General features: G+C 65.4%; 22 protein-coding genes. 11 read left to right on the forward strand and 11 right to left on the reverse strand.

Translation table 11 applies throughout. The features are described 5' to 3' along the window. Nucleotides 1-267 precede the first annotated feature (267 nt). The 8 genes from BJQ90_RS09370 to BJQ90_RS09405 all read left to right on the forward strand — a co-directional run bounded on the left by BJQ90_RS09370 (nucleotide 268) and on the right by BJQ90_RS09405 (nucleotide 8,799). On the forward strand, nucleotides 268-366 hold the full coding sequence (locus BJQ90_RS09370; RefSeq protein ID WP_226760016.1) for a potassium-transporting ATPase subunit F: 99 nt from the start codon (nucleotides 268-270) through the stop codon (nucleotides 364-366). Between the two features lie 7 nt (nucleotides 367-373). Continuing rightward, nucleotides 374-2,041: a potassium-transporting ATPase subunit KdpA gene (gene kdpA, locus BJQ90_RS09375; protein WP_226760017.1), complete on the forward strand. Its 1,668-nt coding sequence runs from the start codon at nucleotides 374-376 to the stop codon at nucleotides 2,039-2,041. Continuing rightward, nucleotides 2,038-4,164 (forward strand): potassium-transporting ATPase subunit KdpB, encoded by a 2,127-nt coding sequence (kdpB, locus tag BJQ90_RS09380; RefSeq protein WP_226760018.1) that lies wholly within the window; start codon nucleotides 2,038-2,040, stop codon nucleotides 4,162-4,164. Before kdpA ends, kdpB begins: the two co-directional genes overlap by 4 nt. 10 nt (nucleotides 4,165-4,174) lie before the next feature. Further along, nucleotides 4,175-4,786, forward strand: coding sequence for a K(+)-transporting ATPase subunit C (kdpC, locus tag BJQ90_RS09385; RefSeq protein ID WP_226760019.1), 612 nt, complete (start codon nucleotides 4,175-4,177; stop codon nucleotides 4,784-4,786). A gap of 25 nt (nucleotides 4,787-4,811) precedes the next feature. Continuing rightward, complete coding sequence (locus tag BJQ90_RS09390) at nucleotides 4,812-7,460, forward strand: DUF4118 domain-containing protein (RefSeq protein ID WP_226760020.1); 2,649 nt, start codon at nucleotides 4,812-4,814, stop codon at nucleotides 7,458-7,460. After that, a complete protein-coding gene (locus BJQ90_RS09395; RefSeq protein ID WP_226760021.1) occupies nucleotides 7,457-8,131 on the forward strand; it encodes a response regulator in 675 nt (224 codons plus the stop codon). Before BJQ90_RS09390 ends, BJQ90_RS09395 begins: the two co-directional genes overlap by 4 nt. A 211-nt stretch (nucleotides 8,132-8,342) precedes the next feature. After that, on the forward strand, nucleotides 8,343-8,465 hold the full coding sequence (locus BJQ90_RS09400; protein WP_226760022.1) for a TMEM175 family protein: 123 nt from the start codon (nucleotides 8,343-8,345) through the stop codon (nucleotides 8,463-8,465). Beyond that, a complete protein-coding gene (locus tag BJQ90_RS09405) occupies nucleotides 8,458-8,799 on the forward strand; it encodes a hypothetical protein (protein ID WP_226760023.1) in 342 nt (113 codons plus the stop codon). Before BJQ90_RS09400 ends, BJQ90_RS09405 begins: the two co-directional genes overlap by 8 nt. 62 nt (nucleotides 8,800-8,861) lie before the next feature. Here the strand turns inward: BJQ90_RS09405 and BJQ90_RS09410 are convergent, their stop codons facing one another. The 5 genes from BJQ90_RS09410 to BJQ90_RS09430 form a co-directional block, all read right to left on the reverse strand. Beyond that, nucleotides 8,862-9,659, reverse strand: coding sequence for a dioxygenase (locus tag BJQ90_RS09410; protein WP_226760024.1), 798 nt, complete (start codon nucleotides 9,657-9,659; stop codon nucleotides 8,862-8,864). A 130-nt stretch (nucleotides 9,660-9,789) separates the two neighbouring features. Then, complete coding sequence (locus BJQ90_RS09415) at nucleotides 9,790-12,963, reverse strand: bifunctional cytochrome P450/NADPH--P450 reductase (RefSeq protein WP_226760025.1); 3,174 nt, start codon at nucleotides 12,961-12,963, stop codon at nucleotides 9,790-9,792. 888 nt (nucleotides 12,964-13,851) lie between these two features. After that, on the reverse strand, nucleotides 13,852-14,826 hold the full coding sequence (locus BJQ90_RS09420; RefSeq protein ID WP_226760026.1) for an aldo/keto reductase: 975 nt from the start codon (nucleotides 14,824-14,826) through the stop codon (nucleotides 13,852-13,854). A gap of 85 nt (nucleotides 14,827-14,911) precedes the next feature. Beyond that, a complete protein-coding gene (locus BJQ90_RS09425) occupies nucleotides 14,912-15,178 on the reverse strand; it encodes a hypothetical protein (protein ID WP_226760027.1) in 267 nt (88 codons plus the stop codon). Between the two features lie 164 nt (nucleotides 15,179-15,342). Then, entirely contained in the window at nucleotides 15,343-15,675 is a 333-nt protein-coding gene (locus BJQ90_RS09430; RefSeq protein WP_226760028.1) for a hypothetical protein, read from the reverse strand. 9 nt (nucleotides 15,676-15,684) lie between these two features. On the opposite strand from BJQ90_RS09430, the gene BJQ90_RS09435 reads away from it, so the two are divergent. After that, on the forward strand, nucleotides 15,685-16,254 hold the full coding sequence (locus BJQ90_RS09435) for a DMT family transporter (RefSeq protein ID WP_264197143.1): 570 nt from the start codon (nucleotides 15,685-15,687) through the stop codon (nucleotides 16,252-16,254). Between the two features lie 66 nt (nucleotides 16,255-16,320). Here BJQ90_RS09435 and BJQ90_RS09440 read toward each other — a convergent pair whose 3' ends face one another. From BJQ90_RS09440 to BJQ90_RS09460, 5 genes are all read right to left on the reverse strand, one after another. Beyond that, nucleotides 16,321-16,650 carry a hypothetical protein gene (locus tag BJQ90_RS09440; RefSeq protein WP_226760030.1) on the reverse strand — a complete coding sequence of 110 codons (330 nt, stop codon included), beginning with the start codon at nucleotides 16,648-16,650 and terminating at the stop codon, nucleotides 16,321-16,323. 91 nt (nucleotides 16,651-16,741) lie between these two features. Beyond that, a complete protein-coding gene (locus tag BJQ90_RS09445) occupies nucleotides 16,742-16,948 on the reverse strand; it encodes a hypothetical protein (protein WP_226760031.1) in 207 nt (68 codons plus the stop codon). 209 nt (nucleotides 16,949-17,157) lie between these two features. Continuing rightward, a complete protein-coding gene (locus BJQ90_RS09450) occupies nucleotides 17,158-18,567 on the reverse strand; it encodes an MFS transporter (RefSeq protein ID WP_264197145.1) in 1,410 nt (469 codons plus the stop codon). A gap of 465 nt (nucleotides 18,568-19,032) precedes the next feature. Next, a complete protein-coding gene (locus BJQ90_RS09455) occupies nucleotides 19,033-19,692 on the reverse strand; it encodes a dihydrofolate reductase family protein (RefSeq protein ID WP_226760033.1) in 660 nt (219 codons plus the stop codon). 255 nt (nucleotides 19,693-19,947) lie between these two features. Next, nucleotides 19,948-21,033 (reverse strand): IS110 family transposase, encoded by a 1,086-nt coding sequence (locus BJQ90_RS09460; RefSeq protein WP_226760034.1) that lies wholly within the window; start codon nucleotides 21,031-21,033, stop codon nucleotides 19,948-19,950. Nucleotides 21,034-21,480: 447 nt separating this feature from the next. Here BJQ90_RS09460 and BJQ90_RS09465 point away from each other — a divergent pair, with 447 nt between their 5' ends. Next, nucleotides 21,481-22,680 carry an IS110 family transposase gene (locus BJQ90_RS09465; RefSeq protein WP_226760035.1) on the forward strand — a complete coding sequence of 400 codons (1,200 nt, stop codon included), beginning with the start codon at nucleotides 21,481-21,483 and terminating at the stop codon, nucleotides 22,678-22,680. Between the two features lie 61 nt (nucleotides 22,681-22,741). On the opposite strand, the gene BJQ90_RS09470 is transcribed toward BJQ90_RS09465, so the two are convergent. Next, a complete protein-coding gene (locus BJQ90_RS09470) occupies nucleotides 22,742-23,473 on the reverse strand; it encodes a lytic transglycosylase domain-containing protein (RefSeq protein WP_226760036.1) in 732 nt (243 codons plus the stop codon). Between the two features lie 275 nt (nucleotides 23,474-23,748). On the opposite strand from BJQ90_RS09470, the gene BJQ90_RS09475 reads away from it, so the two are divergent. Further along, nucleotides 23,749-24,144, forward strand: coding sequence for an HsmA family protein (locus BJQ90_RS09475; protein ID WP_226760037.1), 396 nt, complete (start codon nucleotides 23,749-23,751; stop codon nucleotides 24,142-24,144). The last annotated feature ends 419 nt before the right edge of the window (nucleotides 24,145-24,563 follow it).

A 24,563-nucleotide genomic window follows, 5' to 3' on the forward strand; every position in this document is an offset into this window, starting at 1 on the left:
GCGCGGGTCCGGAATTTCCCGCCCACGTTAAGACCGCGTCAAGATCGGCGCTCCGTGCGTTAAGGAACCGTCAGGAACCGGTTCTTTGCCTCCGGAGAGGAGTTGACTTTCAGTAGCCCCGCGAACGGGGTGCGGATGAAAGGAACCTGAAATGGCCGATGTGGCTGTTATTGGAATTCTCATGGTGTCCATGGGTTTCGTGATGTGGATCGGCCACGTTCTGGCCGGGATGGTCGGCGCTGCCGATGACCGGCAGGAGGGCGGACAATGAGCGCCGACGCGGTCATGTGGCTCGTCCTGCTGATTGCGGGACTGTGCCTGTTCGGCTACCTGCTGGCGGTCCTGATCCATCCGGAAAAGTGGTGAGCGGATCATGACCTTCAACTCTGCATCCTTTGTTGTCCAGGTGGCGGCACTCCTCATTGTCCTGGCAGCCCTGCACAAGCCCTTAGGCATTTACCTGGCCCGCGTATTCGAGGGCACGGCGTCCAGCCGGCCCGAGCGTCTGTTCTACCGGCTCGCCGGGATCGACGCCGGCACCGAACAGGCCTGGTCCGTGTATCTGCGCAGCGTCCTGGCGTTTTCGGCTGTCTCGATCCTGGCCGTGTTCGTCCTCCAGCGGCTGCAGGGCCTCCTGCCCGGCAGCGGATCACTTCCCGGAGTGGATCCGTGGATTGCCATGAACACCGCCATTTCCTTTGTGACCAACACGAACTGGCAGACCTACGTCCCGGAGACCACGGTGGGCATCTTCGTGCAGATGACCCTGCTTGCGGTGCAGAACTTCCTCTCTGCCGCCGTCGGCATCGTCATCGTGGTCGCCCTCATCCGCGGCATCGCCCGCACCCGGACACAGCGGCTGGGCAACTTTTGGGTGGACCTGGCCCGGACGTCGTTCCGGATCCTGCTTCCGATCGCGTTCGTCGCGGCAGTGGTGATGATTCTCGGCGGCGTGGTGCAGAACTTCTGGGCCACCGACGTCAACAACCACGCGGCCGGTATCAGCCAAACCATCCCCGGCGGGCCGGTCGCCTCCCAGGAAGCCATCAAGATCCTCGGGACCAATGGCGGGGGCTACTTCAACGCCAACTCCGCCCACCCGTTCGAGAACCCCAACGCCCTCATCAGCCTCTTCGAGGTGTTCCTGCTCCTGCTCATCCCCTCGGCGTTGCCCTACGCTTTCGGCAGGATGGTCGGGGACCAAAGGCAGGGCTACACGGTCGCCGCCGTCATGGGCACCCTGTGGCTGGCTTCCATCTCCCTGATGGGATGGGCCGTGGCTTCCGGCCAGGGGACCGCGACGGCGGCGGCCGGAGGGCTGGGCGAGGGTTTTGAACAGCGCTTCGGCCCGGTGCCGAGCGCGATCTTCGCAACCTCGACCACGCTTACCTCCACCGGCGCCGTCAACGCCGCCCATGATTCCCTGCCGCCGCTGGCCGGCGGAGTGGCCATGGTGAACATGATGCTCGGCGAAGTGGCCCCCGGCGGAACCGGTTCCGGGCTCTATGGGCTGCTGATCCTGTCCATCATTTCCGTCTTCATCGCCGGTCTCATGGTCGGACGGACCCCGGAGTACCTGGGCAAGAAGATCGGCCCGACGGAAATGAAGCTCGCCGCCATGTACATCCTCGTCACCCCGGCCCTGGTCCTGGCACTGGCCGGCATCACCGTCCTGCTGCCGGACGCCATGGCCAACGCCCCGGCCACCGGCCCGCACCAGTTCAGCGAGGTGCTGTACGCCTTCACCTCCGCGTCCAACAACAACGGCTCCGCCTTCGGCGGCATCACCACCTCGGGCCCCTACTTCTCGGTCATGATGGGCCTTGCCATGCTACTGGGCCGCTTCCTTCCGATTGTCCTGGTCCTCGCCCTGGCCGGTTCCCTCGCCCGTCAGGGCAAGGTTCCCGCCTCCGCCGGCACAGTCCCCACCCACGGCCCGCTGTTCGGGGGTCTGCTGCTGGGCGTGACAGTGATCCTGACCGCCCTGAGCTACTTCCCGGCCCTCACCCTGGGCCCCCTCGCAGAAGGACTCCTCAAATGACCCCGTCCCAGACGGACCTCGCCGCCCAGACCTACGCCGACGGCAACCCGCTCGGCACCCCCGGCGAACACAAGCACCACACCAAGGCCCCGGCGAAGCTGACGCTCACGTCAGTCGCCGCCGCACTGCCGCTCGCCGTCAGGAAACTCTCCCCGCGGCAGATGATCCATTCCCCGGTCATGTTCACCGTGCTGGTGGGGGCCGCCCTGTGCACGGCAATTTCCGTGTACCGGCCCTCGGTGTTCGGCATCGCCGTCACCGCCTGGCTATGGCTCACCGTCCTGTTCGGCACCCTGTCCGAATCCATCGCCGAGGGCCGGGGCAAGGCCCAGGCCGACAGCCTCCGTGCCAGCCGCAAAGGCGTCCTGGCCCGGCTCAGGCAGCCCGACGGCACCACCAAAGAGGTCCCCGGCACGGAGCTGCGGCGGGGCGACGTCGTCATCTGCGAAGCCGGGGACGTCATCCCCTCTGACGGTGAAATCATCGAAGGCCTCGCCAGCGTCGACGAGTCGACTATCACGGGTGAATCCGCCCCGGTGATCCGCGAGTCCGGCGGCGACCGTTCCTCCGTCACCGGCGGCACGAAGGTCCTCTCGGACCGGATCGTCATCCGCATCATCGCCGAGCCGGGACAGACGTTCATCGACAGGATGATCAAGCTGGTCGAGGGTGCCGTGCGGCAGAAGACCCCCAACGAGATCGCACTTCACGTGCTGCTGGTTTCCCTGACTATTGTGTTCCTGGCCGTCACGATGTCCCTTGCCCCGTTTGCCGCCCTCGCCGGCGCCACGCCTTCCCCGATCGTGCTGGTCGCCCTGCTGGTCTGCTTGATCCCCACCACCATCGGGGCGCTGGTCCCGGCGATCGGCATCGCCGGCATGGACCGCCTGGTCCAGCACAACGTGCTCGCCACCTCTGGACGAGCCGTCGAGACGGCCGGGGACATCACCACACTCCTCCTGGACAAGACCGGCACCATCACCTACGGCAACCGCCGGGCCGTCAACTTCTTCCCCGCCACCCATGTGGACCGGACCCGGATGATCGAAGCGGCCCGGGTCTGCAGCCTGGCCGACGAAACCCCCGAGGGCCGGTCCATCGTGGACCTTGCCGCGGACAAGGGCGTGACCGGGGCTGATCTGGCCACGCTCGAACACTCCTCCGGCGATTTTGCGGTGGTCGCGTTCAGCGCCAGCACGCGCATGAGCGGGCTGGACCTTGACGGGGTGCAGATCCGCAAAGGCGCCGCCTCCGCGGTTTCGGCCTTCGTCGCCGACTACGGCGGACACTCCCCAGCGGAGGTGGACCACCGGGTGACGGAAATTTCCGCCCAGGGCGGCACACCCCTGCTCGTCGCCCAGGTAGGCAGGGACGGCCGCGCCGAGATCCTGGGGACTATCCATCTGGCCGACGTCGTCAAGCCCGGCATGCACGCCCGCTTCGCCGAACTGCGGCAAATGGGCATCCGGACCGTGATGATCACCGGAGACAACCCCATTACCGCCAAGGCCATCGCCGCCGAGGCCGGGGTCGACGATTTCCTGGCCGAAGCCACCCCGGAAGACAAACTCGCCGTCATCAAGAAGGAACAGGCCGCAGGCCGGCTCGTGGCCATGACCGGGGACGGCACCAACGACGCCCCCGCCCTGGCCGCAGCCGACGTCGGCGTCGCCATGAACTCCGGAACCCCGGCCGCCAAGGATGCCGCCAATATGGTGGACCTCGACTCCGACCCCACCAAACTCATCAACATCGTCGGCATCGGCAAGCAGCTGCTGATCACCCGCGGCGCACTGACCACCTTCTCGGTCGCCAACGACGTCGCCAAGTACTTCGCGATCGTCCCGGCCCTGTTCACCGCCGCGTTCCCCGGGCTCGGACTGCTGAACATCATGGGCCTGGCCACACCGTCCTCGGCCATCCTCTCCGCAGTGATCTTCAACGCCCTGATCATCATCGCCCTGGTACCGCTCGCGCTCCGCGGCGTGAAATACCGTGCCGTCTCCGCGAACCAGGCACTGTCCCGGAACCTGCTCATCTACGGGCTCGGCGGGCTCATCGCCCCCTTCATCGGCATCAAAATCATCGACCTGATGATCTCCCTCATCCCCGGAATCGGCTAGGAACATCCCCATGAACACACTCACCGGCTACCTCCGGCAGGCAGGCACCGCTGTCCGGTTCCTGCTCTTCGCCACGCTGGTCCTTGGCGTGGCCTACCACTTGGCCGTCTTCGGCGCCGGGCAGCTCATCGCCCCCTACCAGGCCAACGGCTCCATCATCAAAGACAGCGCCGGCGCCCCGGCGGCCTCGGCCCTGATCGCTCAAACCTCCGCCAACGACGCCGGCGCCCAGGACCCGCGATGGTTCCACGCCCGCCCCTCGGCCGTGAAATGGGACCCCGCATCATCCTCCGCGAGCAACCTGGGCCCGAACGATCCGAAGCTGCTCGACGCCGTCACCACCAACCGCTCCGCTGTCGCCGCCGCCGAAGGCATCAGCGCGCTGGATGTGCCCGCCGAGGCGGTGACATCCAGTGGCTCGGGACTTGACCCGGACATCTCCCCGGCGTACGCGCGGCTGCAGATTCCCCGCGTCGCCGCGGCCCAGCACCTGAGTGCCGGCACCGTGATATCCCTGGTCAACAAGCACACCACGGGAGGCCTGGCGGCCTTCCTCGGTCAGCCGTCCGTCAACGTGACCGCCCTTAACGTTGACCTGGCTGCCGCGGCCCCGTCCAAATGAGAGTCCAAGGGAAGGGATAGCCCCCATGGCACGCGGAACACTCCGAATCTTCCTGGGAGCCGCTCCCGGGGTCGGCAAGACCTACGAGATGCTCGAAGAGGCGCACCGGCTGGCCGGACGCGGCGAGGACGTCGTTGTCGCCTGGGCCCTGGACCACGGGCGCGACGACACCCGCACGCTTATGGAGGGGCTCGAAACCATCCCGCCCCAGCGCCTGCCCTACCGCGGGACGGAGTTCGAGGAGATGGACCTCGATGCCGTCCTCGCCCGCGCCCCCGGGACGGCGATCGTGGACGAATACGCCCACTCCAACATTCCCGGCAGCCGCCACACCAAGCGCTGGGAAGACGTCGATGAACTTCTCAACGCCGGCATCAACGTCCTGTCCACCGTCAACATCCAGCACCTCGCGTCGCTGGGGGACGTCGTCAGCGCCATCACCGATGTCCGCCAGGCGGAGACCGTCCCGGACGACATCGTCCGGCGGGCTGACCAGATCGACCTGGTCGATATCTCCCCCGAACTGCTCCGCCAACGCCTGGGTGACGGAAAGATCTACGCGGCCGACAAGATCGATGCCGCCCTCACGAACTACTTCCGCCTCGGCAACCTCAGCGCCTTAAGGGAGCTGGCGCTGTTGTGGCTGGCGGACCGGGTGGACGAAGGACTTGCCAGGTACCGGGCCGAACAGGGCATCGAAGCGAGCTGGCCCGCCCGCGAACGCATCGTTGTCGGGCTGACCGGCAGCCCCGAAGGCGAGCTCCTCATCCGCCGCGGCGCCAGGATCCTCACCCGTGTAAATGGCGGGGACCTCCTCGCGGTGCACGTCCGGGCCGCCGACGGCGTGGCCAGCGAATCCCCGCAGGCGCTGGAGGTCCAACGCCGGCTGACGCTGGACCTTGGCGGCAGCTACCACGTCGTGACCGGCGAGGACCCGGCTGCCGCGCTCCTGGACTTCGCCCGCAGCGTGAACGCAACCCAGATCGTCGTCGGAATCTCCCGCCACAAGAGACTTGAAGGCCTGTTCGGCGCATTCCTGGGCGGAGGCACCGGCAACAGGGTAGTCCGCGACTCCGGGGACATCGACGTCCACATGGTCTCCCACCCCCTCGGCGGCCGCGGCACCGGCCCGCGCCGGCAACGGGACCTTGGACGCGTCCGTGTCAGCGCCGGCTTCATCCTGGCCGTAGTACTCCCGGTGCTGCTGCAGCTGCTGCTCTCCCTGAACCCGGACCAGAACGTCGCCACCGCAGCACTCGTCCAGCTGGCCGGGTCCGTCGCGGTCGCCCTCGTCGGCGGGCTGTGGCCCGCAATCCTGGCAGCCCTGTGGAGCAGCCTCCTGGTCAACTACTTCTCCACACCCCCGGTCGGCACCCTGACTATCAGTGACCCGCAGAACATCCTCGCCCTCCTGGTCTTCGTGGGCGTCTCGGCGGCTGTCGCCGTCGTCGTCGACCTCTCCGCCCGCCGCTCCAAAGAGGCCGCCCGCGCCCAAGCGGAAGCCGCCACCCTGGGAGACCTCACCCGCGGTGCAGCCCGTGCCGAGGACCCCCTGAATGGTCTCCTTGAACAAGCCCTGGACGTGTTCCAGGTCAGCGGCGCGGCGCTCTACACCTCCACCGGAGACACCGGAACAGCTCCGGCGGCGAATACCGGCTGGCGGCTGGTTGCAGCGGCCGGAACGGACCCACCCGTAGGGGCGGAGGGTGCAGAAAACGTTGAACAGATCGATCCGACAACCCGGCTCGTTCTCTCCGGCCGGACCCTTCCGGCCCGGGACCGACGGCTGCTGGGCGCGTTCGGTGTGCACCTGGCCGCGCAGCTGGAACGCCGGCAACTGGCGGCCAGCCGCCGCGAAGTCGTGCGGCTTGCCGAAAGCAACACCATGCGCACCTCCATTCTCCGAGCCGTTTCCCACGACCTGCGTACACCGCTGGCCGGCATCAAACTCGCGGTCGGAGGCCTCAGACAAAACGACATCCACTACACCGACGAGGAGGAACAGGAGCTGCTCGCCACCATCGACGAATGCTCCGACCGGCTGGACGCGCTCGTCGGCAACCTTCTGGACATGTCCCGGATCACCTCCGATTCCGTCAACCCACTCATCAAACCGGTGCGCTGGTACGAAGTGATCCCGGCCTCCCTCCACGGAATCCCCGCCGGCAGGGCTCGGGTGGACCTACCGGGAAATATGCCCGAAGTCGACGCCGACGCCGGAATGCTCGAACGCGTCATTGCCAACATCGTGGAGAACGCCATCAAATACGCGTCCGACTCCGACGTCATTCTCGTTGGAGCGGCAGGCGGTCTCAGCCGGGCAACACTGGGCGGGCGTCCCGCGGGGGAACTGCGCATCATCGATCACGGCCAGGGCGTCCCGGCAGAAAGCGTCGTCCGGATGTTCCAGCCATTCCAGCGCCTCGATGACGTCCTGCAGGCCACCGGCGTCGGGCTCGGGCTGGCCGTGGCCAAAGGCTTCACCGAGGCCATGGGAGGAACGCTGACCGCGGAAGAGACACCGGGGGGCGGACTGACCATGGTGATCCGACTGCCGCTCTCCGAGGGCACGGCGTTTAGCCGGCATGCCGCCCAGGCCCCACTGGAGGCGCAATCAGCCCTCCTGCGGAGGCGCCACACGCAACCCGCCATCACGACTGAGGGTGCGCCGTGAACGACGTGCTTGTCGTCGACGACGACCCCCATATCCTTAAAGCCCTCAAAATCACCCTCCACGCCCACGGATACAACGTCATGACGGCCCCCGACGGCGGATCTGCCCTTCGATCAGCGGCCCAATACCCCCCAGACGCCATCGTCCTGGACCTGGGCCTGCCCGACCTGGACGGCACGACGGTCATTAAACGCGTCCGCCAATGGAGCCGCGTCCCGATCCTGGTCCTCTCCGCCCGCCACGGCTCCGACGACAAGGTCAAGGCCCTCGACGCCGGAGCCGACGACTACGTCACCAAACCCTTCGGACTGGACGAACTCCTGGCCCGGCTACGGGCCGTCCAGCGCTGGAGCTTCCAAGCCGACGAAGCGCCAGTCGTGACCACCGCTTCCTTCACCGTCAACCTGGCCATGAGACAGGTAACCCGCGGCGGACAGGACATCCGGCTGACCCCCACGGAATGGGGCATCCTGGAAATCCTGGCCAGGAACCCCGAAAAACTCGTCACCCAGCAGCAACTCCTCACGGAAATCTGGGGTCCCGCATACGCCAAGGAAGCCAGCTACCTGCGCGTCTACATGGCCCAGCTCCGCCGCAAACTCGAACCAGAACCCGGAAACCCCCGCCACTTCCTCACCGAGGCCGGCATCGGATACAGATTCCAGCCCTGACCCCGGCCTCCTCCGCCACCACGAGGCTGATGCCCGAACACGGACATGCACATCGAGTTCTCTGGACCGAACGACCCGACGAGTTCGCCGCGGTGCCTGAGCACTTCCTCTGGGTGTCGGCGGACCGGCAGGTGGCGGGCATCTCATCCGAACGGGCAGTCGTTGCTCCGGGAGTCTGCCCCGAGCATGATGACTTGATGGAGGGAAAGACGTGAACAAGAATCGACTCGAGGCATTCAGCGATGGTGTGCTGGCCATCATCATCACGATCATGGTCCTGGAACTGAGGGCGCCGCACGACCCGACCTGGTCTGGTTTGGCCGCCGATGGATGACTCTGGCTTCGCCCAGGTACCGGTGCTGGTCTACGGGATCAACTTGTTCTGCGCAGCCATCGCGTACTTCATCTTGCAACAGGCGCTGATCCGCCAACAAGGCAGGGAGGGCGCCCTCGCCCGCGCCGTCGGCCGGGACTGGAAAGGCAAGGCGTCGCCGCTGATTTACCTGACCGGTATTGCTTTGGGGGTAGTACAACCACTCCTGGGGCTCGCCGTCTACACCGCAGTGGCCCTGATCTGGTTGGTTCCGGACCGCAGGGTTGAAAACTTCGTCATTCAAGCGGGTCGGGGCGAGCCTGCGGCGCGTGCAGACCCCGATGGTTCAACTTAGAGCACCACCAGTCCTGCGCAGATGGTCGCCCACAGGGCGAGAACGGCGGGCGTCAGAGCGGCCTAGGTCAGGGTCCATGAGCGTTTTGACAGACCGAACCAGAACCCGTCGATCGCGGTTTTGGCGTGCAGTTCGCCGGACCCGTACGCTGCCCCGAGAGCGACATACAGCGGGGCCCAATGTTCGCTGCGAGGGTGCGCCTCGCGGGCTGCCGGGGCCTTGTGCAGAAAGTCCAGGATGGAGTCGACGTCGCCGCGCGCCATTGCTTCCTCTGCCCAGTGATCGAACTCACGGGAGACCGAGGGCGGGGCACTGTCGGGTCCGCCGGCGGGGTTAAACCAGCGCAGGTTGTGCGTGGTGAACCCCGAACCGACGATCAGCGTACCGCGGTCGCGCAACGGCGCCAGCGACTTGCCCAGATCGAACAGGCCCTGCGGATCAAGGGTGGGCATGGACATTTGCACGACCGGTACATCCGCGTCCGGGAACATCTCCTTGAGCGGGACATAGGCGCCGTGGTCCAAGCCGCGGCTCTCGTCGCGCTCGACATGGTGGCCATGACCGGCCACGAGCTTCTCCACCTCTGTGGCCAGACCCGGAGCCTGCGGGGCGTCGTAGGTGACGTCGTAGTACTTCTGGGGGAAACCGCCGAAGTCATAGACCAGTCCCGGGTTGCGTCCGGTGGCGCTGAGCGTGACCGGGGCGTTTTCCCAGTGAGCGGACACCATAAGGATGTCGTTGGGCTTGTCGAAGGTGCCGGACCAGTCGTTGAGTTCGCGGGTCCAAGTGGCGTCGTCAGCCAACGGCGGAGCACCATGGCTGAGGAAGAGAACCGGAGGGCGGTCGAGGGTCGATGTCATGGAATCAGCCTACCCGGTTTTACTTGAAGGTTCAAGCTTATCTGTCTACCCAAGGACCACCACGTCCGCCGCCGAACAAAACTGTGCCAGCAAAGAGGCCTCCACCCCAAAGGGTCGACGGCTCTCACCCTCACGTGAAGATGTCCGCCACGTACCTGCCGTGGGTGCGTTCCACCTCATCCATCCACGCCCCGGCGTCCGCCGCCGAGGCGCCGGTCGCCTCCCGGTAGATCTGTACGCACGTGTCGCGGACCTGCGGCGCCATGTACTCGCCGTCGCCGCAGACGTAGACCGTGGCGCCCTGTTTGACGAGTTCCACGACGTCGGCGCGGTCCGACCACAGCCGGTCCTGGACGAACCTCCGGCCGTGCACGGGTGCGGTGGAAAAGACCGGCCGGAGGTCGAGGTTGGCGTCCTCCGCCCAGGAGGCAAGCTCGGGGTGGTAAAGGAAATCGGTGTCCGTGGCTCGGCAGCCGAAGAACAGCAGGGCCCGTGCCGGCGTTACGCCCTCGGCCTGCGCCCGCAGTGCGCGGTCCTGGACGAATCCGCGAAAGGGCGCCAGCCCGGTCCCGGCACAGACCATGATGAGCGGAACCGCTAAAGACGCTGGCGGGTGGAAGGCGGCATTCGAAGGACGAACAGTCACCGCGATTCTTGACCCGGGCCTGGCCTGGGCCAGATACGTGGAGGAGGCCCCTTCGAAGGTGCCGCGGCCGGACCACGCCGGGGCCTGGATAACGGCGAAGGTCAAGGTGGCATGGTCCGGGCTCCAGAGCGGGGACGAGGAAATGGAGTACCGCCGGGGAGTCAGTTGCGTCAGCAGTTGCAGGAACGAAGTGAACGAAAGCTGGCATGACGGGTACGTTTCCAGCAGATCCAGGAGGGAGACACGCTTGTCCAGGATCTCGGCCGCGTACCGCCCGCGGTCCTGCGCCAGGGCCTCAAGGCCGCTCCGCTGTTCAGCGTCGGCGGCGACGTCGGCCAGGTCCTCGAGCTGCGCACGGGTGGCGGGGACCGCAAGTTCGACGTAGCTACTCAGCAGCTCGCCCACGGCTACGGGCGAACCGGTGGGCAGGAAACTGTCTCCCCGCTCCATGCTCAGCAGGACGTTGGCGTCATAGTCGAGGTTGAAGCGCGCCAGCGCCCGCTGCACAAGCCCGCTGGGGTTCAGCGGCAGCACGGCCAGGTAATCGCCGGTCCGGTAGCTCATCCCTTCGGGGAGGGCTATCTCGACATGCCGTTTGGACCGGGCGCCGGGTGTGGCGAGGTCCACCAGTTCCCGGTTCGCGACGACGGTACCCAGTGCCAGCCCGTTCTGCCGCAGCAGCGGGTCCCGGACATTCCCCACGAACTGCAGTTCAAGCTGGGGCTGCGCGGCCGGCGAACTGGTCCGCTGCCCGAGGGCGGCGTCCACCGCGGGCCAGAACCCCGCATACCACTCGTTGAAATCGCCGAAGAAATCGCCGCGGGCGTTGGCCTCACCCCGGGCATAGATCCGCACGGCGCCGGCGGCCCCGAGACGGGCGTCGACGGCTTTGGGCACCTCCTGATACGTGCGCGCCCAGTCCTTGTTGCCGTTGCCGAAGACCACATACCTCACTCCGGCGAGGCTGCCCGGCTTCAGGCCCTGGGTCCAGGCGAGAAATTTTCGGGCGTTGTCCGGTGGCTGCCCCTCATAAGAGGAGGATACGACCATGACCAGACCTTCCGTCGGCAGTCCGCCGGCGGCCTCGTCGAGCGGACCGATCGTGGGGCTGTAGCCGCGCCGTCCGGCGTCGTTGGCTATGCGCTGGGCGAAATCCTTGGACGTGCCTGCATTGGAACCGTAGAGCACCCGGATCGGGACACCGTTGGGGGCGGCGGCCGGCACCTCCGACTGCCGGGCAGGCGCGACGGCGGCATGGTTCGGCGCTGCGATCTTGACGTCCCGCCGGCGCACATTGATATACAGCCCTTCCGGCTTCATCGTCAGGGTGTGCTTGATCTGGAGTTCGTAGCCTGGGTCCGCCGAGGTCACCTCGAAGCGCTGCAGCAGCTTGGCCAGGAAAAGCATGGCCTCCTGCAAGGCGAAGCCCCGGCCGATGCAGGAGCGCTGGCCGTTGCCGAAGGGCTTCCAGGCATTGGCCGGGATAGTGGCGGCCCGCTCCGGGCTGAACCGCTCCGGGTCGAACACGCCCGCGTCCTCTCCCCACGCAGCCTGGTCCCGATGCAGCTGCGGGAGCAGGACCAGGATGGGCTGTCCCGCAATGACTTCGTAGCGTCCGCCGAGCGTCGTGTCCTCGAACGGGGCTACGTTGAACGCCGGGGCGGTGGGCCAAAGCCGCAGTGTTTCCTTGAGGACCTGATCCAGATACCCCAGCCGGGGCAGGTGCTCGAACGTGGCGCTGTCAGAGCCAAGGACCTCGTCCACGACGGCGTGCGCCTTGGCCAGCACGCCCGGGTGGCGCAGCAGCTCGTAGAGCGTAAAGGAGAGCAGGCCACTGGTGGTCTCGTGTCCGGCGATCAGAAAAGTGACCATCTGGTAGCGGATGTTTTCATCAGAGAGCCGCTCGCCGGTCACCGGATCCGCGGCGCTGAGCATGGTGTCGAGGATGTCCTCCCGCCCCGCGGGGCTGGGATTGCGCCGCCGGTCGCTGATGATTTGCTCGGCGACCTCAAACATCAGGGCGTTGTCGTCCTCGAGCTGGTGCCGTCGGCGCAGCATGATCTTGTTCTGCACGGGCAGCCTGCGCGCCCGGTCTCTGGATTCAACCAGGGCGCGGACCATGGCCCCGACGAATGGATGCATCTCCTCCCGATAAAGACTGTTGAACCGGTAGTCGAACGAGCACAGGGCGATCGTATCCAGCGTCAGGCGGGTGGTGTTGTCCGGCACATCGATCCGGGCCGCGGGCCCGAGCCGCTCCCACTTGAGCAGCAGCTGCTCGACGATGTCGTCCATGCCGGTGAACATCCGGCGCAGCGCTGCGGGTCCGAACGCCGGCATCAGGATCCGGTGCGCCTTTTGCCAGTTGGGTTCCTGTGTTTCCGCGGTGAACAGGCCGTCCCCGGCGAACTGCCGCACCTGCCGAAGGGCAATGCCGAGCACCTTGCCAAAGCGCGATTCATCGCAGAGCTCGTTGACCAGTTCCTGGGAGGAGACGACGACGACACTGCGGTTGAAGAACTGGATGCGGACGATGGGGCCGTACTGCTCGGCTACCTCGGCTAGCCCCAGGACTCCCTTGCTGGAGTCGATATCAGGCAGATTGCCGACGACGGGCCGTGGCGGAGGCTGGGGTATGGGGACGCGGGACGACGGCATGGGCCCTCCTTAGCGGTTCGTGACCACTGATGACTGCCCGGGCAGGACGGGACTGCCCTCCCGGATCCACGATACTCTGAACCGATTCCGGGGAGTAGGTCATGTGGCCCGTCCACGACGCCCGCACGGCGCACTGAGTCTCCAGGCTCTGGACAACGATTCCGGCTCCCTTCATCCCCCATGGTCCGAACATCCGACAGCCGCATGGCCGGTTCCCTAGTTTTGCCGAATCAGCCAGGTGCAATTCCGACGCTGGAGACGCGCTGCCGATGCTCTGCAGATATGGACGATCATTTCCTAGGCCGAGTTGGAGGGGACGCTGCACTCCCGGTCAGGCTGAACATAGCTGACACGTAGTTCACAAAAGTTGCCCTCGTATCAGTGAATGGGCAGCCCGGTCAGGTTTGGCGTACCACTTTATGCTCCCGGTCCGGCGGGGTCTCAATGCGCTGCGCTGTCGAACTTCTTCTGCCACTGGGCATGCTCGCGGCCTGTGGCCAGCCGGCGGTTCGCAGTCCACCTGGGCAGATAGTCGGGGGCGGGCATCACGCGGGCAGGCGTGGGCTTGAACTTGAGCTCAGGCCGGGTTCGGACAGGCTGGGCCACAGGCCGGGTTTGGACGGGCTTCCGGGGGTAGCTAGGCCTCGCGTCGGCCGCAACGTGCCTCCTCCAGGCGGCAAGCGCCCAATGCCGAGCCCGGTCGCAGTGAGTGGCCAGTAATAGACCAGTACCCAGATGACGAGCATGATCAGGAACAGTGCGGGGATCCACATGGCGATCTTATGCCTCTGCGACACGCACGGAGGTAGAGGCCTTACTCCTTAATCCCCCGCACGGGAGGGCACGGGCTAAGATCAACCAGCGCTGCGAGGGGAAGCCGCCGCGCGCCTAGACGTCAATCGAATCCATGTGCGGGTACCGCGCTCCGGCTGCCGCCCCGGCGGGAGCGAGTTCGTCCAGACGATTCAGGTCACCTGCGGAGAGTTCGACGTCGGCAGCGCCCAGGTTCTCCCGCAGACGGCCGCGGTTCTTGGTACCCGGGATTGGAACGATGTGGTCGCCTTGGGCGAGCAGCCAGGCCAGTGCCAGTTGCGCCGGGGTGCAGGCTTTCGCATCCGCCAACTCCTTGACCCGATCCACGAGTTGCAAGTTTCGGGCAAAGTTCTCGCCTTGAAAACGCGGGGAGTGTCGGCGGAAATCGTCCGCCGCAAAGTCATCCGGGCTGCGGAACTGGCCGGTCAGAAAGCCGCGGCCCAGCGGGCTGTAGGGGACAAAGCCGATGCCCAACTCTTCGAGAACCGGGAAGACCTTGCTCTCCGGCTCGCGTTCCCACAGCGAGTATTCGGTCTGCAAGGCAGTGATGGGGTGCACCTCGTGGGCCCGGCGCACGGTGTCGGCGCTGGCCTCGGACAGGCCAAGGTGGCGAACTTTGCCGGCCTGTACCAGTTCAGCCATGGCTCCGACGGTTTCCTCGATCGGGACGGTCTTGTCCACCCGGTGCTGGTAGTACAGGTCAATGTGGTCCACGCCCAACCGCTGCAGGCTTGCATCGCAGGCGGCGCGCACGTAGTCGGGCGAGCCGTTGATGCCAACCCAGGAGCCGTCGGGCCGCCGTTCGTTGCCGAATTTGGTGGCCAGGACGACGTCGTCGCGCCGGCCCGCGATGGCACGGCCGACAAGCACCTCGTTCGTGAACGGGCCATACATGTCCGCGGTGTCGAGCAGGCTTCCGCCGGCGTCGAGAAAGGCCTGGATGGTGGCAATCGACTCGTTTTCCTCGCCGGGGCCATAAAACTCGCTCATGCCCATGCAGCCCAAACCCAAGGCCGAGACGGTGAGCGAACCGAGCGTACGGGATTCCATAAATATCTCCTTGACGAGCACGGTGGGGGCGGCCTCCGGTGAATGTTCGCCTCCCGGGATGGCGCGCACTTGGCAGACCGCCACTCTAGGCCCATCGCGGCCGGGACACAACGGAGGCCCGGGCCCGGGCGCTCGCCGCAACGAAGCCAATAGCCCAGCGGGGATGCCTCAGAAACACTGACCTTACAGCCGCGGCCAGGGATGCCAGCGCTCCTGCGAAGATGTACAGGCTGCCCACCCGCAGGTCCTCAACAAGCGCAGGGTCTGGCATGTAGCCGAAGAACATGGCCCGCCACAGGCCAATGCTCATGAGCACCATGGAGGCGGCAATGAGAACCGCCCAGAGAATCATCGCCGGCCAGTCAACCTCGAACGACGTGGGCGACCCGGAAGCGAGACCCCGTAGTCGCCGCCCACCCTGAACTTCATGGGTACAGCCGGCCAGCTTGGACTCTCTTGTTGTCCCGGACAGCGGGGAGCTTGACGCGCAGCCGCCAGGGAGGCCGTCGGCCCGCCTCAGGAAGAATGTGTGAGCGGGGCGAGCCTTTCTGTGACGGACCGGAGTCCGGCTAGGACGCTTTTCACGCTTGCTCGTTCGAGGGTTTCCGGGCGGGCAAGGCAGTCGATGTGCCGGCCGGGTCCAAAGCGGGAAAATGGGCGGAGCACCAAGTCAGGGTGGCGGTCCATTTCGGTCGTGTAGCGGGGCATCAACCCGACGCAGTCGCTCGCGGCGACGACGGCAGCTGCCACGAAGAATTCGTTGATCCGGTGGCCGATGCTTGCTTCGGTACCTCCGATGCCGGCGATTTGTTCGATGGCGTGGGCGCCGCGGTCATGCGCGCTGCGCACGTTGTCTCCATGCACAAACTCACCGGTGGCAAAGCCATGGATTCGCTGCACCTGACCACGGCGCAGCTGGGAACCTGCGCGTTTCTCTTTACGACAGGCTCGTTCATTTACGGGGATTCCATCCCGCACTACCTCGCCCGGCTGGACCCCCGGCAGGGAGTGACGTTCCTCTATTTGGTGCTCATCTGCACCGTTTTCGCCTTCTTCGTTCAGATCTGGGCGGTCAGGCGAACTTCGGCATCACGGGTTAGTCTCCTCCTCGGAACGGAACCGGTCTGGGCAGCCGTCATCGGAATAGCCATCGCGCACGACAGCATAGGGACCGCCGGGTATGTCGGCATCGCCCTCATTCTTACCGGAACCGCCTGGGGCCGATCAGCGGAACAGCGGCACCGCCAGAAAGAGCGGGAGATGCTCCCTCTCCGCTCAGAGCCCAAGGCGGCAACCCCGGAGGACAAAAACGCAAAGACCGGACCGAACGTCCACAGGTGTGAATGGCTGGACTACTGCAGCGTCAGCGTGGGGCCGCGCGTCGCGGTCGAGGTGCACCAGCCCGCGTCGGGGCTTTCGTCGAGGTGATCGATGCTGCCCGATCTTCCGGGAATGCACTGCCAGGAAGCCGGAGCATCACTTCAGCGGCGCCGCTCAGCGAGGTTCAGGCACTTCGCCGTTCCCGACCGCCTCAATCCAGTCCACGCCTTCGTCCGAGAAATAGAAGCCGGAGGGCCGGCTCTCACCGACCCACCACGCATCGGAAGACACTGACCCACCAGCCTGCGTGATCTCGACGATCATCTCCGGCGGAACCGCGTCTCCGTTGTTCTCGACCAGCCATTCCCGCGTTGAGGGCTTAAGCCTCGGCCACCACTGCTCGATTCTCATGACCGAAGTCTGCCACTTCGGCCACCAGAACTTCGACCCCGCCCCTCGGAATAGAACGCCGAGCGAAAGGTTACGTGGGATGCCGATGGCCATGCTTCCAGTCTTGATACATATCGTTGGTTTCCAGAGGACGGTGAGAGACCCGAAAGCGCATCGTGTGCGGAAGGGTGGGCGCATCAGGGCCCTATATCTTCGGAACGGCGATTATGGATGCGCTCTGGTCGGTTCGTCTGAAAACCCATCGCACGCCGCCTCGCGCGAGCATGAGAACGATGATCAGAGCAGTCACTTGAAAGAAGCCGCCGAGACGGACGGCGTCGCCGAATGCCAGGCCAACCAGTCCGAGCACCATAAATTTGCTCCCCGGCAGCACCAGCAACAGGGTGGTCACGCTGACGATTCGAACCCACCGAGCCCGCTCAGGGTTCCTTTCGCTTCGCTCATTGTGCAGACCGCTTCATGTCTTACAGCAGCAACGCCAAAAACGGGGCATCGCTCGGCTCTTCTAGTACCCGGCCAGGTGGCGCTGAAACCAGCCTGGATTGTCACCGGAAACGGGCAGTCCAGGCGAACGCCATAGGGACAGGGCTGGGGGCGACCTTAATCCTGTGTAGATACCGAACTGGGCTCGGCGGCCGCCCCAGGGTCTATGGTCGAGTGGGCGGTGGTCTTCTTGTCTGTGGCGGGCATCGCGATAACGGCGACGACTGTGAGTACGGCAGCGGCCAGTACGGCCAGGAAAACAGCCCCGGAGGCCGAGACGACTGTGTGCGGATCCGTATTGCCGCCCGGAGTGCCTGAGTAAATCGCATTAGCAACCGCCCCGAAAACCGCGACACCGATGGAACTGCCGATCGACCGCGCGAAAAGATTAGTACCGGTGACAACTCCGCGCTCATTCCAGTCGACGCTGGACTGTGCGGCGATGAGGCTCGGGGTCGCCACCAGACCGAGTCCGAGACCTACGATAAAGCAACTCGCCGCCACCAGGAGAACGTTGGGTGTGGAGGCGGTGAGGGCAAGTGCTGCTGTACCGATGACCGTGATGCTAATGCCGATCATCGCGGTCTTCCGGAACCCCATCCGAAGATAGAACCGGCCCGATTGGGACGCACTGATCGGCCAGCCGATGGTCAATGCTGCCAGCGCGAGGCCGGCCAGGATCGGGGAGGTCGAGAGGGCTCCTTCGAGAAACGTGGGAACGTAGGAGGTGAGGCCAAGCATGACCGCTCCAACGCCAAAGGAGATCAGTGCCGTCGTCGCCAGCAGCCGCCGGGAGACGACCCACGGCGGCAGGACCGGCTCGGCGGCCCTCCGCTCGACGAGGATGAACGCGGCGAACAAGAGTGCCCCGCCGGCGAACACCGCAACGCTGACGGCGGAGGTCCAGCCCCACGCCTGGCCGCCTTCAAGGGCCCCGAGAATGATCAGGGTCAGCGAGACAGTCAGCAGGCCCGCCCCCAGATAGTCGACCCGGTGCTTAGCGCGCTCGACATTTTCGTGGAACGTTCGGAGCAGCATCCACCCTGCCAGGAGGCAAAGTGGGATGTTCACGAGGAAGATCCCACGCCAAATGCCCAGTGCGGAAAACACGCCCCCGAGCGTCGGGCCAACGACGGAGGACACCGCCCACACGCTCGCAAGGTAGCCTTGCACCTTCGCCCGCTCAGTCAACGTATAGATATCGCCGGCGATCGTGATCGCCATCGGCTGGACTGCTCCCGCGCCCAAGCCCTGCAGCACACGGAACGCGATGAGGGCCGGCATGCTCCATGCCAATCCGCAGAGGATCGAACCGAGCAGGAACAGCCCGATACCGATCAGGATGATTGGTTTGCGGCCGACGACGTCGGAGAGCTTAGCGTAGACGGGCACGGACACGGCCTGCGCCAACAGGTAGGCAGAAAAGAGCCACGGAAAAGACGCGAACCCACCAATGTCATGCACGATCGACGGCACCGCCGTGGCGACGATCGTCGAATCGATCGCCACCAGACCCGTCGAGAGCATCAATGAAATCAGTATGGGTCCGCGCTTCGAGCGGAAGCCGACTCCCTCTGCAGGCGTTGTCGTCACGTAATCTCATTCCCGTCGTCATGCTAGAGCGCTGCGCGCAGACCCAGTCCGGCTCCAGCTGCATAACTGCTTAATTCAACGAAATAGTCCCGGGCCCCGCCAAGAATTCCACAATGATGGCGGCCGCCCTTACCGACTGTGACGGGAAAGAGGCCGAGGAAGACCCAGCGGCTCCGACTTCATGTTTGACGAGATCCCGGCTTCTGGGCGAGGACCAGAGGAAGGGGGGTGCACATTGTGGACGACTATTCGAGAGGTGTTCCCTGAAGGGGCACCCGGCAGGCAATGCTGACGGAACGACGCCAGATAGCGCTGAGATTCACACCCGCCGTTCGAGGCACTCCGCAAAATTGAGTGTTCGATGGACGGTCGTCCACGGGCGGTCGCTCCCAAGTGGGCCTACCGGGCCGTGCGACGAGTGAAGACCAGATGGAGAACTCCGGATGGAGAAGGGGTCGCTTCGATGTCAAAGCATCGTTCGAGTCCTTCTAGTCCATCCCAGAGCCGTTCGCCCCGGCCCAGGACGATCGGCACGAGGACGATGTGCATGTGGTCGATCAGATCGGCGTCGAGGAACTGTCGAACCGTGCTGACGCCCCCACCGATCCGGACGTCGAGGTCTCCGGCCAGGGCGCGGGCCTGCTGGAGCGCGGAGACGGGGTCTGCGTCAACGAAATGGAAGGTTGTTCCGCCTTCCATCTTCAGTACCGGCCGGGGATGGTGTGTCAGAACAACGACAGGGGTGTGGAAGACAGGGTTATCGCCCCACCATCCCTTCCATTCCTCGTCCTCCCAGGGACCGCGGTGAGGGCCGAACTTGTTGCGCCCCATGATCTCCACGCCGATCCCGGGCCTCCACGTGCTGGCGAACGCCTCGTCGACGCCGAAGGATCCCTCCGACTCCCCGTGGATGCCCATCTCGCGGAAGGTGCGCGTCTCGAATGCCCACTCCATTAGCCGTGAGCCTGCGTGACCGAACGGAGCGTCGAGTTGCTGGCCCTCGCCGGTGCCGAAGCCGTCGAGGGAGACCGAGAAGTTATGCACGCGGACGAGGGACATGTCATCTCCTGAAGTGCTTGTGGTTCCCCATCACTTTAGGGTGATCGAACCCAACGACTCAAGACCGACGATGGGAGAATCAAGCCGCCATGCACCCGGAACCGCGTGGCGGATGCCCCATCGCTGCGGCGCTCGAGCTCCTCGGCGCCGCCGGCCCCGTTACATTTATTGGGTCCCCGATCGCCGGGGGCATGGTCGCTGGACCCGGTATGACTTTCCTGCCCTGTTACTGATGATCCGAATCTTCTATATCTGTCAAGCTGCCTTTGGGATCGTGCTGTCGTTGGCGTGGAGCGCGTTGAGGGTGCGGTAGAGGTGGCGGGCGAGGTATCGCTTGAGGCAACGGCGGATCTCGCGCGGGCTCTTGCCTTCTGCCTTCCGGCGCTCGGCATAGGCACGGGTTGCGGGGTCGTGGACCATTCTGACGATGGTGGCCATGTGCAGGGCGCTGTTGAGGCGCCTGTCGCCGCCCCGGTTGAGCCGATGCCGGACGGTGTTCCCAGACGATGCGGGGATGGGGTTCACGCCAGCGAGGGCGGCGAACGCGGCCTCGGAACGAACCCGGCCCAGATGCGACCACGCCGTGTAGACCGCGGCGGCGGTGACGGGACCGATCCCGGTTTCCTCCAACAGGGCCGCGGCGGGACTGGCCTCGAGGAGCTCCGTGGTGCGGCGCTGGTTGTCTTTGAGCTCGGCATCAAGGACGGTGATGCGCTTGGCGAGCCGGACCGCCTCTGCCCGGGCTGTCGCGGCGGCGAGGGCCTCCTCCCGGGCGCGCCAGCGGGAGGTATCGGTGATCTGGGCGTCTGTGAGAGGCTTGCGGGCGTCGACGCCGAGGTCGACGCTGCGGAGCAGGGCGGTGAGTGCGTTGACCTTCGCCGTGCGCTCGACCGTCATCTGCTCCCTCGCGGCCACAAGGACGCGCAGGGCGGCCCGCACGCCCTCGTCCTGACGCGGGATACGGAGTTCGGACTCCTCGAGCGGGAGGGCCGCCGCAGCAATCGCGCCCGCGTCCAGCGGGTCGGACTTCCCAGCCCCGCGCCGCGCAGGCGCGTAGGTCCTGACCCTAGGCGCTTCGACGACGCGATACCCGGCCCGTGCGACGGTGCCGGCGAGCAGCGCCCCGTAGCTGCCGGCACCTTCGATGACCCAGACGGTTCCGAGGTCGCCGCCGCTGCGGCGGGCTGCCCAGGTTATCGCGCGGGTCCTGCCCGTGTGGGTGTTGGGGAAGGCTTCGGTTCCCAGGTGCTCGCCATTGGCGGCGAGCACGGCGTAGGTGTGGGTGCGGGCGTGGGTGTCGACACCGATGACGAACGGGTAGGAGTGTGCAACAGTGGTCATCGCTGGGGGTTCCTTCCTTACGAATGGGCAGATACTTCTAGCCGCGGCGCGGCCTGCGTCGGCCCGGGTGAAGGTCACTCCGAGGCATTCCTGTGATGGGCCACAGCCCCAAGGGGGCTGGGCAGTCTTCTAATCAAGCCATCGGCGTGGGCCGGGCAGGCACCGGCCGCCATCCCCTGACTGGACAATTCGGATCCAAGGCCCACGAAGGGGCCGAGGGGGTGTTGAGTCACAGCCAAGGAGGGGCGGCCAGTACCAACCCTGCCAGCCGGTCCCGGACCAGCCACATCAAGACTCACAGGGGGGGTGTTGTCGCCGGGTTCGGAGGCACTTGTTGACCGCTGATAGGGACAAGGCCGGACCAGCGGGTCCAGGTCTCTTCGTAACGTGGGTGCCGGCAGCGGGTGTCGTGACTGCGGCCATTTAGTGGTGCAAAGGAGCGCCAGCATGGATCAGGGATTCGACGTTTACTGCGGACTCGATGTCGGCAAAAGCGAACACCACGCCACCGCGCTCAGCCGCGCCGGCGAACGCCTTTTTGATAAGCCTTTACCGCAGGACGAAGCCCGGCTGCGGGAGCTTTTCACGACGCTGCAGCAGCACGGGAACGTGCTGATGGTCGTGGACCAGCCCAACACCATCGGCGCGCTGCCCGTGGCAGTGGCCCGGGATTGCGGCTGCGAAGTCGCCTACCTGCCCGGGCTGGCCATGCGCAAAGCAGCAAACCTGTATCCCGGTAATTCGAAAACGGGCGCCCGGGACGCGTTCATCATCGCAGAGACAGCCCGGGCGATGCCGCACACGCTGCGGGCCGTGGACCGGGACAGCGAGGTCCTCTCCGCACTGAAGGTTCTCTCCGGGTTCGACGCCGACCTGACCCACGAATGCACCCGTGCGATCAACCGGCTGCGGTCCCTGCTGCTGCAGATCTTCCCGGCCCTGGAGCGCGCCTTTCCCGGCACGGTCCTGACCCGTCCACTGGTCCTGGAGCTGCTGATCAAATACGCCGGCCCCACGGGCCTGCGCGCTGCAGGCCGGTCCAACGTGCTGCGCTGGGCCCGCAACCACAACCGGAAGGACCCGGCCAATATCGTGGATGCAATCTTCACCGCCTTCGGAGAGCAGACCGTCACCGTCGCCGGAACGGACGCTGTCGAACTCGTCATCCCGCGCGTCGCTGCCCAGATCAAGGAACTCAAACACCAGCGCACGATCGTCGCCGACGAAGTCGAAAAACTCCTCGATGACTTCCCTCTTTCCACGGTCTTGATGTCCATGCCGGGAGTAGGCATCAAGACCGCAGCGACGATACTCCTGACCATCGGCGACGCGAGCAGCTTCAAAACCTCCGGCCATCTCGCCGCCTACGCCGGCATCGCACCCGTCACCCGCCGCTCCGGGACCTCCATCCGCGGCGAATTCCCCGCCCGCTCCGGCAACAAACAACTCAAGAACGCGCTCTTCAGGTCCGCCTGGATCGCCTCGTGCCATGACCCGCTCTCCAAGGCCTACTACGAGCGGAAACGCGAACAAGGCAAGAAACACAACGCCGCCGTCATCTGCCTCGCCCGACGCCGATGCGACGTCATCTTCGCCATGCTCAAAAACGGAACCCTCTACCAGGAAAAAACTCCCCAAGCCGCTTGACCAAAAGCATAGGGACACCCCCCTGACACTCACCGCCATGGGCGGCCTTCAGCCCGTGGACTCATTCGGCGGTGCCCGTCTTCGCGGCGTATGCGGTGGCTTGGGCCCGCACCTGGCGAATGTAGGGATCGGACTGGTTGTAGGAGTAGATGGCGTCGGTCCATCCTTGGGCGGTTGTGAGGTCACGGCCGCGGGCGCACAGATAGGTCGCCGCGCTGAGGGCGGCGTCGTCGATATTGAACGGGTCCGCCGTTCCGTCGCCGTTCCCGTCCTGGCCTACAAGCTGCCAGGTGGAGGGGATGAACTGCATGGGTCCGACGGCGTGGTCCCAGCGGGCGTCGCCGTCCAGGGCACCTGCGTCCGTGTCGGCGATGGCGGCGAATCCGGCGCCGTTGAGGCTCGGGCCCAGAATGGGGCCGCTCGCCTGCCCTGCGGTGTCGAGGCTGCCGCCGCCGTAAGTTCCGTGCGCGGATTCGACGGAGCCGACGGCTGCCACGGTGTTCCAGCCGATCCCGCACGTCGGAGCGGAAACGTTGGCAGTGGCTGCAGCTGCAACGTAGGCCCGGAGCGCGCGGGCAGGGATCCCGGTCTGCGCGGCAGCCCGGATGAGCCACTGGGCATCCGGACTCGGGGTCACGTCAACGGCGGTGCTGATGCCGGTGGAGAACATGTCAAGTTTCACCCCCGCTCGCAGGGGTGCGGAGAGGGCCCCGCGGACGTCTGCGCCGGACTGCCGGGTTGCCCAGAACGAGAACGCGGTGATGAGACAAACCGCGAACAGGCTGACAGCCATACGGCGTTTTAGACGGAGCACGGACTAATCAAACCATCCAAGCTCCGTGACCGGTTGACGAAACGCCTCTCAGCGGACCAAGAAGGCCGTCGGGTCGGTCGCGGGTGCCTTGGCCGGTCACTGGGACCTGACACCGAACGCTCCATAAGCACCACGGCATCCCACCGTTCCGTCATGTCATCCTCGACCACGAAGGCAATGCGCGGATGCGGAGGCATCCCCGCATCAACCTTCTGGATGATCCTGAGAAATCGCTGCACCCGTAGTCTCGAGACATGCTCTTGCCTGCGATCATCCTCATCACCTCAGCTCTGGTCTTTTACTCGATCGGCGTATGGTCGGAGCATCTCCAACGCGTTCTGAAGTGGTGGCATGCGGGATTCTTTGCACTCGGCCTGATCTGCGACGCCAGCGGAACGTACCTGATGACTCAACTCGCGGCATCAGGCGAAGTTCGGCCCGGTGGAATCGGTGCGGGCCTCAACGCCGTGATGGCCGTCACCGGGGCGGCAGCATTGCTGCTCATGGTGATCCACCTAGGCTGGGCCGTCATCGTGTTGCTGCGAAATCGCGATGTCGAGAAGAAACGCTTCCACAAGTTTTCACTTCTCGTCTGGGCCATCTGGCTCGTCCCCTATTTCACCGGAGCCATAGGCACCAACCTGGCCTGAGTGTGGTCGCCGTTGTCACGCCATCGCATCGTACGAAGCTCAGCCGCACCATGGGGCAAGCAACCTGCGAGCCCGGAATTTTTCAAGCTGAACGGTATCAAGGGGAGTTACGCGGCTGACTGTTCGGTGATTTCCTTGGGTGGATTGATTCACGCGGGTCCGGGGAGTGCGAGGATTTTGGGGTCGGTGATAGTGGTGAAGCGTTCGGGGTGTTTCGCCTGGGTAGTCCACCTGCCAGCGCCCGGCCATGCAGTTAGCGACCTTCCCCGCCATGAACAGATAACCAGCGACAACGCTACCCAAACACAAAAGGAGGCACGACCCACCAACAAGAATGGGCTGAGCTGCTGCGGAGATTTCGGACAGCGGATTGAATGGATTCTTCTACGCTGCCAAGGCTGGCTGTTGATAACCATAGT

Origin of the sequence: Arthrobacter sp. SO3 (genome assembly GCF_020532825.1) — a bacterium.
Lineage (GTDB): Bacteria > Actinomycetota > Actinomycetes > Actinomycetales > Micrococcaceae > Arthrobacter.

Excerpts from the sequence above, each read along its gene's own strand:
- BJQ90_RS09370 (WP_226760016.1), top strand. The coding sequence starts at position 268 with ATGAGCGCCGACGCGGTCATGTGGCTCGTCCTGCTGATTGCGGGACTG.
- kdpA (WP_226760017.1), top strand. The coding sequence starts at position 374 with ATGACCTTCAACTCTGCATCCTTTGTTGTCCAGGTGGCGGCACTCCTC.
- kdpB (WP_226760018.1), top strand. The coding sequence starts at position 2,038 with ATGACCCCGTCCCAGACGGACCTCGCCGCCCAGACCTACGCCGACGGC.
- kdpC (WP_226760019.1), top strand. The coding sequence starts at position 4,175 with ATGAACACACTCACCGGCTACCTCCGGCAGGCAGGCACCGCTGTCCGG.
- BJQ90_RS09390 (WP_226760020.1), top strand. The coding sequence starts at position 4,812 with ATGGCACGCGGAACACTCCGAATCTTCCTGGGAGCCGCTCCCGGGGTC.
- BJQ90_RS09405 (WP_226760023.1), top strand. The coding sequence starts at position 8,458 with ATGGATGACTCTGGCTTCGCCCAGGTACCGGTGCTGGTCTACGGGATC.
- BJQ90_RS09410 (WP_226760024.1), bottom strand. The coding sequence starts at position 9,659 with ATGACATCGACCCTCGACCGCCCTCCGGTTCTCTTCCTCAGCCATGGT.
- BJQ90_RS09415 (WP_226760025.1), bottom strand. The coding sequence starts at position 12,963 with ATGCCGTCGTCCCGCGTCCCCATACCCCAGCCTCCGCCACGGCCCGTC.
- BJQ90_RS09420 (WP_226760026.1), bottom strand. The coding sequence starts at position 14,826 with ATGGAATCCCGTACGCTCGGTTCGCTCACCGTCTCGGCCTTGGGTTTG.
- BJQ90_RS09425 (WP_226760027.1), bottom strand. The coding sequence starts at position 15,178 with ATGATTCTCTGGGCGGTTCTCATTGCCGCCTCCATGGTGCTCATGAGC.
- BJQ90_RS09435 (WP_264197143.1), top strand. The coding sequence starts at position 15,685 with ATGCACAAACTCACCGGTGGCAAAGCCATGGATTCGCTGCACCTGACC.
- BJQ90_RS09440 (WP_226760030.1), bottom strand. The coding sequence starts at position 16,650 with ATGGCCATCGGCATCCCACGTAACCTTTCGCTCGGCGTTCTATTCCGA.
- BJQ90_RS09450 (WP_264197145.1), bottom strand. The coding sequence starts at position 18,567 with ATGCTCTCGACGGGTCTGGTGGCGATCGATTCGACGATCGTCGCCACG.
- BJQ90_RS09455 (WP_226760033.1), bottom strand. The coding sequence starts at position 19,692 with ATGTCCCTCGTCCGCGTGCATAACTTCTCGGTCTCCCTCGACGGCTTC.
- BJQ90_RS09460 (WP_226760034.1), bottom strand. The coding sequence starts at position 21,033 with ATGACCACTGTTGCACACTCCTACCCGTTCGTCATCGGTGTCGACACC.
- BJQ90_RS09465 (WP_226760035.1), top strand. The coding sequence starts at position 21,481 with ATGGATCAGGGATTCGACGTTTACTGCGGACTCGATGTCGGCAAAAGC.
- BJQ90_RS09470 (WP_226760036.1), bottom strand. The coding sequence starts at position 23,473 with ATGGCTGTCAGCCTGTTCGCGGTTTGTCTCATCACCGCGTTCTCGTTC.
- BJQ90_RS09475 (WP_226760037.1), top strand. The coding sequence starts at position 23,749 with ATGCTCTTGCCTGCGATCATCCTCATCACCTCAGCTCTGGTCTTTTAC.